Origin of the sequence: Nonomuraea sp. NPDC059023 (genome assembly GCF_042740095.1) — a bacterium.
Classification (GTDB): Bacteria; Actinomycetota; Actinomycetes; order Streptosporangiales; family Streptosporangiaceae; genus Nonomuraea.
The window spans coordinates 1-13,144 of the sequence record NZ_JBHYIO010000033.1; the positions used below are offsets into that span (position 1 = coordinate 1).

Here is a 13,144-nt window from a genome sequence, read left to right on the forward strand (position 1 = left end):
CCCGATACGACAAACGCGCCTACATCTTCCACGGCACCGTCACCCTGGCAGCGCTGGCCATCTGGCTCCGCACCTGATCTAAGAAACAGCTCCTAACCCGAATTTCACATCAACGATCTAGGCCCGCCGGTAAGAATCGCGCCACACGGCCCAAACGAGCAGCGTCGCCGCAGGTCACGGTCCGCGACGATGTCGCCCGCAGAGGGCAGGTTTCGGTCCGGGCGTTCGGGGATGAGTCAGGCGCCTTGCGACGCGATAACGCTGGATCGGACGTTTCCGCAGGTCGCGTTGCTCGCTAAGTGCTTTAGGTCTAGCCGTCCCGGAGCTCCCGGTTACGCACCGTCGCTTTGGGCCGTGTGGCGCGATTCTTACCGGCACCCCAGGAACGTGCTGCCCGCGCATGCTGGGGTGTCCCGGCGGCTCCACCTCCCGGCCCGCCGGAGGATGGGGCGACCGGGTTGACTAACCGGTTGGTTATCTCTAGCTTCATCAAAGCTAACCCAATGGGATAACCAGTTAGTTAGGACTGCGTGATGGCCAACCGTTTGTTCATCGACAACCAGTGGGTACCGGCCCAGGAGATGATGCCCGTCATCAACCCCGCCACCGGCCAGCCCTTCGCCACCGCCCCGTCAGCCTCACGAGACGACGCCGCACGAGCCGTGGCCGCCGCCCGCCAGGCCTTCGACCATGGCCCGTGGCCGCACACCGCTCCCCGCCACCGCGCGGATCTGCTTCGCCGCCTGGGCCAGGCCATGCACGAGCGCCGGGAGGAGTTCGTCGATCTGGTCGTGCGTGAGAGCGGCTTCCCCCGGCCGCTGGCCGAGGCCGTCCACGTGCAGAGCGCGATCGACTTCCTGTACGACGTGGCCGACCGGCTGTTGCCCTCGATGGCCTTCACCACGCCGCTCAACCCGCACGCGGCCCCGTCGATGACCGGGCGGCCGCAGACCACCCAGGGTGTGGTGGCCAGGGAAGCGGCCGGGGTGGCGGCGCTGCTCACGCCGTTCAACGCCGCGGTCCCGCTGACCCTGCACAAGCTCGCCTCGGCGCTGGCCGCCGGATGTACCACGGTGATCAAGCCGTCCCCGCACACGAGCCTGCAGGTCCTGCTGCTCGCCGAACTCGTCGAGGATGCCGGATTCCCGCCCGGCGTGGTCAACATCATTTCCGGTGACGTGGCCGCGGGAGTGGAGCTGACCAGCAACCCCGGCGTCGACATCGTCAGCTTCACCGGCTCCGACACGGTCGGCCGTACCATCGCGGCGCAGGCCTCGGCCACCCTCAAGAAGGTCATCCTGGAACTCGGCGGCAAGTCCGCCAACATCGTTTTCGCCGACGCCGACCTGGACCGGGCGGCACTGGAGGTCGTGGGCAACACCGTCACCAACGCGGGACAGGGCTGCCTGCTGCTGACGCGGACCCTGGTGGACGCACGCGTACACGACGAACTGATCGCCAAGGTGATCCCGATGCTGGCCGCCGTCACCATCGGCGACCCGGCCGACCCGGCGACGGCCATGGGCCCGCTCATCAGCGCCGCCGAGCGCGACCGCGTCGAGGCGATGATCCGCCAAGGCCAGGCCGAAGGAGCCGTCCTCGCGTACGGCGGCGGCCGCCCGCCCGGCCTTGACCGGGGCTTCTACCTGGAGCCGACCCTGTTCACCGGGGTCAAGAACTCCATGACCATCGCCCAGCGGGAGTTCTTCGGCCCCGTCAACGTGGTCATCCCCTTCTCCGGCGACGACGAGGCCGTACAGATCGCCAACGACAGCGACTACGGCCTCAACGCCGGCATCTTCACCAGCGACTTCGCCCGCGCCCACGCCGTCGCCCGCCGGATCCGCAGCGGCACCGTCAACATCAACGCCTCCTGGGGGATCAACCCCGACGCGCCCTTCGGCGGGGTCAAGCACAGCGGCCTCGGCCGCGAAGGCGGCGCCTACGGCATCGCCGAGTTCCTGGAGCACAAATACATCTCCTGGCCGGTCGGCGCCATCTAACCGGTTAGTCAATCTGTCACACTGGAGACCATGTCCCGCGCCGAAGCCACCAAGAGCCGCATCCTCCAGGCCGCCGCGGCGGAGTTCGCCGCCTACGGATTCGCCGGCGCCCGGGTGGACCGCATCGCCAAGGCGGCTTCGGTGAACAAAAACCTCATCTACATCTACTTCACGAACAAGGACACCCTGTTCGAGACGGTCTTCGACGCCGAGGTCGCCAAAGGCCTGGACGCGGTTCCGTTCACGGTCGACGACCTGCCCGGCTACGCCAGGCGTGTCCACGACCACTGCCGTCGACACCCCTCGGTCATCCGGCTGGTCGCCTGGCACCGGCTGGAACGCGCAGGCAGACCCGATCCCACCGCGGCCTCGCCCGCCCACGCCGCCAAGCTGGCCGCGATCGAAACCGCCCAGCGCGAAGGGCGCCTCAGCGACACCTTCAGCCCAGACATCCTCCTGGCCCTCATCATCGCCCTGGCCACCTCCGACGGCCCCGTCGGCGCCGCCGCCCTTCCCCATCGGCCCGGCCACCCCGACGAGATCAGCGGGGCGATCGCCGAAGCAGTGCACAAACTTACCGCCAGCCAACCATGACGATAGAACGCCGTCCGATCATGGCAGGGCGATGTACCGATGCGGGGGTCCCCGCCCCCGTCGACCCCCGACCGTGCACCTGCCGATAATTCCATCCGTACAGGTCAAAGAGTCGGTCGTGTCGGCGGATGTTCAGGGCTGCGATGCGCGTCGGGTCGGGTGCGGCGCGGAGTGGGGCGGCTTGGTCAAGGGCTTGATGAGCGCGATGCTCGTTGTAGAAGCGTTCATTCCAGAGCAGGCAGCGGTCCAGGAGTTCGCGGCGGCAGGTCAGCACCCACCGCTACGTGAATGGAGTTCATCCGCGGCATCCGGGTGCCGGTGAGCACGGTGCGAGTCTGGGTTACCCAGGCCGCGGTCGGGTGGGCGGTGGTGCCGAGCACGCGAACGCGCCTGGTGGCGTGCTCGATGACGGCCAGGACGTGCCGGCGCTGCCCGCTAGGAGCGACGGTTTCCATGAAGTCGCAAGCCAGGAGCGCGTCGGCTTGTGATCGCAGGAAGCCGGCCCGGGTGGTGGAAGCTCGCTCGGGTGCTGGGTCGATGCCTTCTTGCTTGAGGATCTCCCAGACCGTGGACGGCGCGGATGGAGGCCACCGTGGGCGGGTGCCCACGCCTCTTCGGCCGGCAAAGTCCGGGCGTGCCGCTGCCTCACGATCTTGCGGTGCCAGCGCAGGATGGTGTCCGGGCGGACGACAAGCCGGAGCCGACACAGGACCGCTCGGGGCAGGGAGGTCACGAGCGCCGCCAGGAGGAAGCGGTCTTCAGGAGTGAATCTCACCCGCGCATCGGCGCCGAACCGCCGTTGCAGGTGGTTGCCTCGTCCAGGTCGGGCAGCGTCAGGAGCTCTCATAGCCGCCTCGGTGTCGATCAACGGCCTGTCGTCGATCGACTTTTTCTAGACGAGATTCGCCTCGTAGGCGGCGATGACCAGATGGACCCTGGTGCGGGCGTCGAGCTTCAGCAGCAGGCTGCTGACGTGCGTCTTGACCGTGCTCAGCGTGACGTACAGGGTCTGCGCGATCTCCGCGTTGGACAGGCCGCGGGCCACCAGCACCAGCACTTCCCGCTCGCGTCCGGTGATGTCCAGGCGACGGGCCGGTCGGTTCACGTAGCGCTCGATCAGCCGCCGCGTGGCGCTGGGTCCGAGGAGGGAGTCGCCGGACGCGATGGCCTGCACGCTCCTGATCAGCTCGGTTGCCGGGGTGTCCTTGAGCAGGAAGCCCGTGGCGCCGGCCTGGAGCGCTCCGTAGACGTACTCGTCCAGGTCGAAGGTGGTCACGATGAGGACGCGGGCCTGCGGATTCGCGGCGCAGATGCGGCGGGTGGCCTCGATGCCATCCATCTCGGGCATCCGTATGTCCATCAGCACCAGGTCGGGCGGTTCGCTCGTGGCGACGGCCACCGCCTCGGTGCCCGTCGCGGCCTCGCCGTACACCTGAAATCCCGGCACGCTGTCGATCAGCCGGCGGAAACTCGCCCTGATGAGTGGCTGGTCGTCGGCCACCAGCACCTTGATCACAGCGGCAGCCTCGCCATCACCCGGAAACCACGCACCGGGCGGACGCCCGCCTCGAACTCGCCGCCGAAGATGCGCACGCGCTCGCGCAGCCCCTTCAGGCCGTGGCCGTACGGCCGCTCCCGCGCGTTTCTCCCGTCGTCGGTGATCTCCACGACCAGCCCCTCTTCCTGCCGTTCGATCAGCACCGTAGCCCGCTGGGCTGCGGCGTGCTTGAGCACGTTGGTCAGCGCTTCCTGCACGATCCGGTAGACCGTGAGCTCCATCTCCCCCCGAACCTCGCCGTCCAGCCGCAACTCCACCTCCAGGCCCGCGGCCCTGATCCTGTCCAGGAGGTCGTCGAGGTCGCCGAGGCCGGGAGCGGGGGCCAGGTCCGCGGGACTGTCCTCGCGCAGCACGCCGAGCAGGCGCCTGGTCTCGCGCAGCGCCGACCTGCTGGTCTCTTCGATCGAGCCCAGTGCGCGGCTCATCTCCTCGGCGCCGCCGACGTGCCGTTCGATGCCGGCTTGCACGGCGATCGTGCTGAGGCTGTGGCCGATGACGTCATGCAGCTCGCGGGCAATGCGCAGGCGTTCTTTCGCCGCTTCGGCGCGGGCCCGCTCTTCGGCCTTGGCGGCCAGTTGCTCGGTGTAGAGCCTGCGCTGCCGTACGGCGGTGCCGGCGGTCCAGGCCGCCACCACGATCGCCAGCACCAGCCCGAGCTGGTCGACGATGTGGCCCCGCAACGGGAGCTCCACGACCCCCTGCACCGTGACCGTCACCGCCGCGAGCAACGCGGGCACCGCCCTGGTCCGGGTGGCCAGCGTGTAGAGCGCGAACGGCACGCCGAACGGGTCGGCCTGCGGGATGAGGAACTCCCGCATCCCCAGCCCGCCAATCAGCACGACGACGAACACCGCCCGCGGCCACAGGCGCCTGACCGCGAGGGGCAGGCTGGTGGCCAGGGCCGCGGCGAAGTCGAGCACGTCGGGCGGCGTGGGATTGCGCGTAGCGGCGAGCCCGAGAAAGCCGGCCGCCAGCAGCAGCGCACCCATGGTGTCGAGCGACACCCAGGCCCACGTTGGTGTCCGGCTCAGCAGGGGAAGCCGGGGCTGGTCACGCACATTCCCGACCCTAGCCACCGGGCTCGGCGGCGCGTATCGGTCTCAGGACCGATGCGCGGTCCGGCCAACGACGCGGATCGTGATGGACATGATCGAAGTCATCGGACTGACCAGACGCTTCGGGCGGAGCACCGCTGTCGACGACCTGTCCTTCACCGTCACGCCCGGAAAGATCACCGGATTCCTCGGGCCGAACGGCGCGGGCAAGACCACGACCTTGCGCATCATCCTCGGACTCGACCGGGCCACCTCCGGACGGGCCGTCGTGAACGGCGTGCCGTACAGGACACTGGACCGGCCCTTCACCCACGTCGGCGCGTTGCTCGACGCGAGCGCCGTGCAGGGCGGACGGCGGGCCGAGCAGCACCTGCATTGGCTGGCCAGAGCCAACGGGATCTCCCGCACACGCATCGGCGGGCTGCTGGAACTCGTCGGGCTCGGCGAGGCGGGGCGCACGCGGGTGGGCGGCTTCTCGCTCGGTATGAAGCAGCGGCTGGGGCTGGCCGCCGCCCTACTTGGCGATCCCGAGATGCTGCTGCTCGACGAGCCGCTCAACGGGCTCGACCCCGAGGGCATCCGGTGGATGCGCGGGCTGCTGAAGTCGCTGGCGGCCGAGGGGCGGACTGTCCTGGTCTCCAGCCATCTCATGCACGAGATGGCGGTCACCGCCGATCACCTGATCGTCATCGGACGGGGCCGGCTGCTGGCCGACACGGAGATCACGCGGTTCGTGCGGCCCGGGATGTCGCTGGAGGACACGTTCATGAACGTCATCGAAGGGAGCGCGTCGTGAATGCCGTCGCCGCCGAGTGGATCAAGTTGCGCACATTGCGCTCGACCTGGTGGGCCCTGGGCGTGGGAGTGCTGACGGCGCTCGTGCTCACCGCACTCGGCGCATCCACCGTGATCTCACGCTGGGACCCCGGGCAGACGGGCGAGCAGGCCGCGATGGGAATCGTCGCTGCCGTCTATGTCGGAGTCGTGCTGGCTCAGTTGCCGCTCGGCATGCTCGGCACCATGTCGATCAGCGGTGAGTACACCTCCGGCATGATCCACACGACCTTCGTCGCCACGCCGTCGCGCTCACGGGTGCTGCTCGCCAAGGCGTCCGTGCTGGGTAGCATCGCCATCGCCGCCTCACTGCTCATCGCGATCCCCGGATACCTGTACGGGCACACGGTGGCCGCAGAGTTCGACCCCACACTGCCACCTGCTGGAGCATGGGCGGTGATCGGCGGCGGCACGCTCATGATCGTGACGACCACGATGCTCGGGCTGGCACTCGGCGCGATCTTCCGCAACGGCGTCGTGGCCATCTCCGTGCTCGTGGTGCTCATGGTGCTGGTTCCCTTCGCCGGGCGGATGTTGCCGGGGGGTGAGGTGGTCAACCGGATCCTGCCGGGCTATCCGGGGCTCCAGCTCATCGAGCAGTTGCCGGACATCATGCCGAACGCGGCCGCCTTCGCCGTCCTGGGCGCCTGGGTTGTTGTACCGCTGCTGATCGCGGTCCTCGCCAACAGGCGGGTGTCCTAGCGTCGTGTCCCTTCATGTGCGCGATGACTGCTGACCCAACCTTTGAGCGGGATGTCCAACCCATCGCCTGCTGTCGCCGGGCGCGAGCAAGCTGGTGAGCTCGGCGTCCCTGGGAGAAACCCGCCCAGCCCGCGTTTGCCGAGGGTTCCGGACCCTCCGTGCGAAGACCCCCACGCCAGCCCGTGCACCCAAACCCTCCAAGCCCGGCAGCGGACGACCCCAAGGCTCCTGGAACAAGCACCCAGCGTCACGCCATGAGGTCGGCCTCACCCTCGCCACCGGCGAAGCTTACGCACGTCCCGCCTATCACAAGACGGGCACCAAACCCCGCCGCCGTGCTTGAGAAAGCACACTCCGCAACCGTCCGAAATGAGGGGCCCCACCCCATACGCGAAGATCAGGAGTTGAACGACAAGCTGAGGGACGGCCACGAAGAATCCCTTCGGGTGTCGTGTCATCGGTGACGCGGTGGTGCGGCGTATGACACGACATGATGGCCGGTGGCGCGGTCACGGGATGCGAAGATCATGCATCGGGGTGCGGGCCCGCCTCCAGGAGCCCGTAGCCGCTCGCGGGGCAGCGACCTGTCGATCTACAGCGCCGAAGACCTCGCCTTCGTCGCTGCGGAACTCAACAACCGCCCGCGTAAAGCGCCCGCCGAGCTGTTCGCTAAGATCGTCGCAACAGTCGAATGACCGCGTGTTGCGATGATCATGCGAATCCGCCGTCCGTAGATGGGGCCAACTCACTCGCTGGAAACCAACCATTTGCCGGCGAAACTCCGGCGGATAGTTGTTCGGCACAGTGAACTCCTTCTTCCGGGAACCAGGGTTCCTCAGAGATCAGGTGTCCACCAAACCAGGGCAAGACCAGGCGCGAATTAGCGCATGAAGTGAAGCATCATCCCAAACCGTCATAACCCATAGCCGCGCCGAGAAAGCACTGGCATGATCCATCACATGGATCATGCCCCTGAACCCGTCAACATGGACACGTGGCCGCGGCAACAGCACTTCCACCACTTCCGGCGCGTTCCCTGCACATACTCAATGACCTTCGAAATCGACGTCACCGCGTTCGTCGCCGCGCTACGGCAATCACCGCGCAAGTCGTACATCGCGCAGGTCTGGGCGCTCGCCACGATCGTCAACCGGCACGATGAGTTCAAGATGTGCCTCACCGAGGAGGGCGCCCCGGCAGTATGGCCCGTCGTGCACCCGGCCTTCACGGTCTTCAACCCCGAACTCGAGACTTTCGCGGGTGTGTTCGCTGAATACGACCCCGATTTCGGCGCGTTCCACGATGTCGCCGCCCCGCTGCTCGCCAAGCACAGTCAGGCCACCGAATTCGTTCCGCAAGGGTTCCGGCCCGCCAACGCCTTCGACATCTCCAGTGTCCCGTGGGCGTCCTTCACCGCATTCAACCTCAACATCGACAATGACTGGGACCACCTGTCGCCGATCTTCACGCTCGGTCGTTACATCGAGCGAGAGGGCCGTGTGCGACTTCCCGTCGCGGCGCAGGTACATCACGCCGTGGCAGACGGATTCCACGTGGCGCGCCTCATCAACGAGCTGGAGACCCTGGTTCAGGACACCAGCTGGCTCTGAGCTTGTCGTTTAAGTTCTGGTCTTCGTGTTTGCGGCGTTCGTGACTGTGTTGCCCGGTTATGTGGTGCGGCGGGGTTGGTGCCTTTGCGGTGGCGAGCTGGGCGTTTGTAGGTCTCGCCGGTGACCGGCTGGAGAAGTCGTCGAGCGCGCAGCGCCCTGAGCAGTTCGTCGGGGCAGTGGCGGCCACCTCGGCGGCCTGGCTGGCCTGGTCGTGCTCGCGCGGCATCCGTAGCACCGTGGAGGCGGTAGGTGGGCCAAGACCAGGTCCAGGATCACAGGATCAGGGAGTGCCCGGTGTGCCCGCCCGTGGTGATGCCCTCCGCAGCACCTTGACCGCTACGCCACCCGGGGTGCCGTAAGGAATCAGCGTTCTGTGTGGTCTGCGATCGAGGTGTTTCGCCTGGACGTCTGCCTGATCCGGGATTCGGCGGAATGGGTTGCCCGGGGGTGGTGGGCTTGGTCATCGTGGCGGTTGTGAGTGTCCACGACGATGCCGCTTCTCCCGGTGAGCCCGTGGGTGTGCGGGTGGGGGCGGGCGGGCGGCGATCGGCCGCGGTGCGCGTTCTCGGAAGTCCACGACGCAACGGGATTCCGAGAGGCGGTCCTTCTCGGAAGCCGTTGGCCTGTTCGAACAGTCGCTATCTCACGGAGCGGGCTTCACCAGCAGCTGGATGAACCGTTCGCCCTCCAGCGGGTCCTGGCGCGCGTCCACGACCACCAGGTTCTTGCTCTGGCCGCCGGGCAGGACCACGAACGTCGAGTCCAGGCCGCGGCGATCGAGTTCCTTGCGCACCTCTTCCAGCGGCTTGCCCTCAACCGGGTAACCCTCCAGGAGGCCGCCCTTCCCGGTCGCCGAGCGGGAGCCGGCGAACTCTTTGACCAGCTTCTCGCCGCGGTCGTCGGGGACCAGCTCGCACGGCGCGACGGGATCCTTCATGAGGATCGTGCTGGTGCTGCTGCCGCCGCCGGACAGCGGGGTGATCGTCCAGACGAACGTTTCACCCGGGCGGAATAGCTTGGTGTCGACCCGCATCTGCCAGCCCCGGTCGTCGCCCGGGATGTTCTGTGGCGCGTGGTAGAGGCCCTTGGGGACGTCTTCGACGTACTCAGCGCGCGGCTCTCTGCACTTGTCGCCCTCGGGCACGTAGTCCACGATCGCGGGTACGCCCAGCTCCTTGAGCTGCCTGCTCAGCCCGGTGGCGTCCTTGAAGTCGGTCACCTTGACCCACACCACCCCGTCCGCCTGCTTGGTGACAGCCCAGGAGGCCGAGGTGTAGGTGCCGCTGTCGTCCAGCACGCTCGGTACGACCACCGCCGCCGCGGCGACCGTCACGGCGATGGCCAGTCCCAGCGCCAATCGAGGCCGCTGCAACCAGCGCCGCGCCGTTGCTCTCTCGGCGGGCGGGTGCGCGGTGATCTCCGCCAGCAGCGCCCGCGCCCCCGCGCCGGACGGGTCCCCGCCGTGCTCGCCCGGCTTCACCCTGGCCAGGGCTCTCGTCATCGTCTCGATCTCGTCCATCACAGCGCCCCTTCCGCAGATACCAGCCGGTCCGTCCGCACTCCTGCCTCGGTCAGCGCCCGCGCGAACCGTTTGCGCGCGCGATGCAGCCGCACCCGTACGGCGTTGCGCGTAAGGCCCAGCACCGCGGCGACCTCCGCCCGGTCCAGGCCTTCCCAGGCGACCAGGGCCAGCACCTCCCGATCGTCGTCGGGAAGCGTCGTGAACACCTGCGCCACCGCCTCGGCCTCGATCTTGCTCTCCGGCGCGGCGGCATAGAGGTCGGTCATCTCCGCGTCGAGCTCGACGGTCCTGGCCCGGCGCCGGTTGTCGGTGCGGTGGTAGTTGGCCAGTACTTTCCTGGCCACGCCGTACAACCAGAGCAGGGCCTGCTCGCCGTCTGGCAGTTTGTCCACCTTGCGCCAGGCGATGGCGAACGTCTCGGCGACCACGTCGGCCGCGTCCTGCGGCGCGGCGCAGCGTCGTATCGCATATGCGGTGATCTGGCCATACGTCTGCCGGTAAACGGCCTCGAATCTGGCCAGCCGTTCCTCATTCACGGGCGTCCTTTGTCAGGAGAAAATGCGGACACCATCGTCTATGTACGGCAAGGCCTGGGCATTACCGCCCTCCGCGAAACTTTGATGAGCAGGGCCAGATGCCTGCCCGCGAGCAGCAGCGGCATCTCGCTCTGGGACACCTGGGCGGACTCGTGCGCGTGCTGCCGGCGGCGATGGTGCGGATGGATTCCCCGCGCCGGCGGCGGTGCTCAGCCCCGCAGGCCGGGACGGTCGACGATCACCGATGCCAGCAGGGCCGTGCTCCACACCGCTCCCTTGCGGGCGATGGGTTCCGGCATGTCGGGGTGCATCTCATCTCGCAGCCAGACGATCCGTCCGCCCAGGTAGCGGTAGGTGGCAGGGTCCAGAATGTCGTATCGGCGGTACGGCCGCGCGTCGCCGGGCTGTTCCAACCAGACGCCCAGTCCGCTGCGGCCGGCGGCGTCGCTCACCCCTTGTTCGATCCGGACGCCGGGAATGAGGGCGAGAGCACGGAACATGGCAGCCTCCAGCCGCGGTGGCATCGAGCCGTACCTGCTCAGATAGAGCATGATCACGTGGTACGCCCGGACGTCGTCAGGCGTGACGCTGTGGGGCACCCCTTCTTCGCGGGCTCCCTTGATCCAGTGGCGGTCACCCGTCACCTTGGCCAGCAGCTTCTTCGGGTCGGTCGGCAGTTCGCGGAGCTTGGCGTCGTACTGCTGCGGCGTCAGGTCATCGTCGTTCGCGTCCAGGGGATTGTGTTCGGGGCCGACCTGCAGTCTTCCGTCTTCATCGAAACCGGCTGCCTGCATTCCGTCATAGCGCTGCCACTGCTCACTGGGCTTGACCGTGTCCGAGTTCGGCTGCTTGTCCAGGGTCTTGGTGTAGTGCCACTGCGTCGGCAGCGGCACCGGGACGCTCTCGCGCCTGCTCGCCACCTCGGCGGCGCGGGCCAGCACCACAGAGGAGTCGAACTGGACCACCGTGGGTGGAGTCGCCGGATCCTGAGCGGGAGACTGCGGCCGAAGAGCCGCCACCGCGACCGCGACCGTCACCCCGACCATCCCAACCGCGAGCAGCCGACGCCCTACCGCCCGCCCGCGCCCCCGTATCCGCGTCAGCAGCCGCCGGCGCTCCGGAATGATCCACTCCGCGCCGGGCTCGGGCACACCGGCCCGCCATTCGCGCAACGACCGCATCTCATCCATCCGAAGACTCCTTTCGCGTCATCGCCGGGTCGGATCCGCCGAGCGCCTGGCGTGTCCTGGCCCTGGCCCGGTGCAGGCGGGATCTCACGGTGCCGATCGGAATGTCCAGCGCGCGGGCCACGTCCTCATAGGACATGTCGGCCCAGGCCACGAGTAACAACACCTCCCGGTCCCCGGGCGACAGCTTCATCAGGGCCGCCGCCAGTCCGGCCTGCTGCGCGGCCACCCAGTCATCGACGCGGTCGGCGTACGGCTCGGCGATCTCGTCGACACCGCTGCGGACCAGCGCACGGTAGAACCGGATCTCCACGCGCCGATGCCGGCTGACGAGCCGGGCGGCGATGCCGTACAGCCAGGGACGCGCGTCAGGATGGCTGAGGTCGTAGCGGCCGCGACGCCGGAACGCGGTCAGAAACGTGTCGGAAACGATGTCGTCGGCCAGACAAGGGCCCAGCCGCCGGGCAACATAGCGCCGCAACGCGGGCGCGTGCCGGGTGAACAGGTCTGCGAAGGCCTCCGGATCGCGCGCCGAGCGTCTTATCAGCTCGGTGTCATCAGCCCTGCCGGATTCGTCGGCGATCACATGCTGCTCCCGTCCCTACACATCGGTTCTCCCGCTTTCGCCCGGACGGCAGGCGCAGGTTCACGGTCTGAAAGGTGATCTGCGTCACTTCACAAACGGGCGCCAGGTGTCGGCGACGTCGCCCCGGTTTGGGCCGTGTCTCCCCAACCCCCGTGGCACAGTGGCAGGAACCAGAGGGTGGCTGGGCCGTGGGTGTCGGACGGCGGGTACTCCCCTTCCGTGGCCGGGTACGTTCATCGCCTTACTGACTACGGACGCCGCACGCGAGGCGTACGAGAGAACCGGCCCGGAGACCGTCTGAGAACAAGAAGGGCGGGATCGGGCAAGTAGCGCTGATCGGTTTCTTGGAGAAAGGCGCCGGATGGATGAGCCCGACCCGCGACTCGACGGCGACGCGGTGGTCATCGCGAAGTCCCGCGAGGAGCCTGAGTGGTTCTCGGTGATCTTCGACAGGTACTACGGCGCGATCCACCGCTACGCCGCCGCCCGCCTCGGTCCCGACGTCGCATCGGACGTGGCGGCCGAGACGTTCCTGGTCGCCTTCGACCGGCGTACGCGCTATGACCTGACCTGCGACCAGGCGCGTCCGTGGCTCTACGGGATCGCCACCAACCTGATCGGCAGGCACCGCCGCAGCGAGGTCCGTTTCTACCGGGTTCTACCGGGCCATGGCCCGCGCGGGCACCGCGGAGCCGGACGGCGGGCACGCCGACCGCGTCACCGAGCGGGTGGCGGCCGAGCGGCTGAGCCCGGAACTGGCCCGCGGCCTGGCCGGGATGTCACGCGGTGACCGCGACGCGTTGCTGCTGGTCGCGTGTGCCGGATTCAGCTACGCCGAGGCGGCGCGGGCACTCGGCGTGGCGGTCGGCACGGTCAGCTCCCGCGTCAACCGGGCGCGGCGCAAGCTGCGCGCGCTTCTGGGTCCCACGGCACGGGAGGTCTTCAACCATGGATGAG

General features: G+C 68.2%; 12 protein-coding genes and 1 pseudogene. 7 read left to right on the forward strand and 6 right to left on the reverse strand.

Features of this window, described 5'->3' with window-relative positions; translation table 11 throughout:
• Positions 1–533 precede the first annotated feature (533 nt).
• Both ACFWYW_RS41605 and ACFWYW_RS41610 read left to right on the forward strand, forming a co-directional pair.
• Positions 534–2,003, forward strand: a complete 1,470-nt coding sequence (locus ACFWYW_RS41605) for an aldehyde dehydrogenase family protein (RefSeq protein ID WP_379623402.1) — start codon at positions 534–536, stop codon at positions 2,001–2,003.
• A 30-nt stretch (positions 2,004–2,033) separates the two neighbouring features.
• Positions 2,034–2,597: a TetR family transcriptional regulator gene (locus ACFWYW_RS41610; RefSeq protein WP_379623400.1), complete on the forward strand. Its 564-nt coding sequence runs from the start codon at positions 2,034–2,036 to the stop codon at positions 2,595–2,597.
• An 892-nt stretch (positions 2,598–3,489) separates the two neighbouring features.
• Here ACFWYW_RS41610 and ACFWYW_RS41615 read toward each other — a convergent pair.
• Positions 3,490–4,113: a response regulator gene (locus ACFWYW_RS41615; protein WP_379623396.1), complete on the reverse strand. Its 624-nt coding sequence runs from the start codon at positions 4,111–4,113 to the stop codon at positions 3,490–3,492.
• Entirely contained in the window at positions 4,110–5,213 is a 1,104-nt protein-coding gene (locus ACFWYW_RS41620; RefSeq protein ID WP_379623394.1) for a sensor histidine kinase, read from the reverse strand. Before ACFWYW_RS41620 ends, ACFWYW_RS41615 begins: the two co-directional genes overlap by 4 nt.
• A gap of 88 nt (positions 5,214–5,301) precedes the next feature.
• On the opposite strand from ACFWYW_RS41620, the gene ACFWYW_RS41625 reads away from it, so the two are divergent.
• The 3 genes from ACFWYW_RS41625 to ACFWYW_RS41635 all read left to right on the forward strand — a co-directional run bounded on the left by ACFWYW_RS41625 (position 5,302) and on the right by ACFWYW_RS41635 (position 8,356).
• Positions 5,302–6,006, forward strand: a complete 705-nt coding sequence (locus tag ACFWYW_RS41625) for an ABC transporter ATP-binding protein (protein ID WP_379623392.1) — start codon at positions 5,302–5,304, stop codon at positions 6,004–6,006.
• Positions 6,003–6,746, forward strand: coding sequence for an ABC transporter permease (locus ACFWYW_RS41630; RefSeq protein WP_379623390.1), 744 nt, complete (start codon positions 6,003–6,005; stop codon positions 6,744–6,746). Before ACFWYW_RS41625 ends, ACFWYW_RS41630 begins: the two co-directional genes overlap by 4 nt.
• Positions 6,747–7,732: 986 nt before the next feature.
• Positions 7,733–8,356 (forward strand): CatA-like O-acetyltransferase, encoded by a 624-nt coding sequence (locus tag ACFWYW_RS41635; protein ID WP_379641259.1) that lies wholly within the window; start codon positions 7,733–7,735, stop codon positions 8,354–8,356.
• A gap of 643 nt (positions 8,357–8,999) precedes the next feature.
• Here ACFWYW_RS41635 and ACFWYW_RS41640 read toward each other — a convergent pair.
• From ACFWYW_RS41640 to ACFWYW_RS41655, 4 genes are all read right to left on the reverse strand, one after another.
• Positions 9,000–9,875, reverse strand: coding sequence for a hypothetical protein (locus ACFWYW_RS41640; RefSeq protein WP_379623386.1), 876 nt, complete (start codon positions 9,873–9,875; stop codon positions 9,000–9,002).
• Positions 9,875–10,414, reverse strand: coding sequence for an RNA polymerase sigma factor (locus ACFWYW_RS41645; RefSeq protein WP_379623384.1), 540 nt, complete (start codon positions 10,412–10,414; stop codon positions 9,875–9,877). Before ACFWYW_RS41645 ends, ACFWYW_RS41640 begins: the two co-directional genes overlap by 1 nt.
• 209 nt (positions 10,415–10,623) lie before the next feature.
• Positions 10,624–11,604 (reverse strand): CU044_5270 family protein, encoded by a 981-nt coding sequence (locus ACFWYW_RS41650; RefSeq protein ID WP_379623382.1) that lies wholly within the window; start codon positions 11,602–11,604, stop codon positions 10,624–10,626.
• A complete protein-coding gene (locus ACFWYW_RS41655; protein ID WP_379623380.1) occupies positions 11,597–12,187 on the reverse strand; it encodes an RNA polymerase sigma factor in 591 nt (196 codons plus the stop codon). Before ACFWYW_RS41655 ends, ACFWYW_RS41650 begins: the two co-directional genes overlap by 8 nt.
• Before the next feature lie 361 nt (positions 12,188–12,548).
• Here ACFWYW_RS41655 and ACFWYW_RS41660 point away from each other — a divergent pair.
• Positions 12,549–12,773, forward strand: a pseudogene (locus tag ACFWYW_RS41660) (RNA polymerase sigma factor); the annotation flags it as partial.
• Positions 12,774–12,855: 82 nt separating this feature from the next.
• Positions 12,856–13,143 (forward strand): sigma factor-like helix-turn-helix DNA-binding protein, encoded by a 288-nt coding sequence (locus ACFWYW_RS41665; protein WP_379623378.1) that lies wholly within the window; start codon positions 12,856–12,858, stop codon positions 13,141–13,143.
• Position 13,144: the final 1 nt, after the last annotated feature.

What these genes read in the sequence shown, in the direction of transcription:
- ACFWYW_RS41640 (WP_379623386.1), bottom strand. Translation starts at nt 9,875, where the DNA reads ATGGACGAGATCGAGACGATGACGAGAGCCCTGGCCAGGGTGAAGCCG.
- ACFWYW_RS41625 (WP_379623392.1), top strand. Translation starts at nt 5,302, where the DNA reads ATGATCGAAGTCATCGGACTGACCAGACGCTTCGGGCGGAGCACCGCT.
- ACFWYW_RS41610 (WP_379623400.1), top strand. Translation starts at nt 2,034, where the DNA reads ATGTCCCGCGCCGAAGCCACCAAGAGCCGCATCCTCCAGGCCGCCGCG.
- ACFWYW_RS41635 (WP_379641259.1), top strand. Translation starts at nt 7,733, where the DNA reads ATGGACACGTGGCCGCGGCAACAGCACTTCCACCACTTCCGGCGCGTT.
- ACFWYW_RS41665 (WP_379623378.1), top strand. Translation starts at nt 12,856, where the DNA reads ATGGCCCGCGCGGGCACCGCGGAGCCGGACGGCGGGCACGCCGACCGC.
- ACFWYW_RS41605 (WP_379623402.1), top strand. Translation starts at nt 534, where the DNA reads ATGGCCAACCGTTTGTTCATCGACAACCAGTGGGTACCGGCCCAGGAG.
- ACFWYW_RS41650 (WP_379623382.1), bottom strand. Translation starts at nt 11,604, where the DNA reads ATGGATGAGATGCGGTCGTTGCGCGAATGGCGGGCCGGTGTGCCCGAG.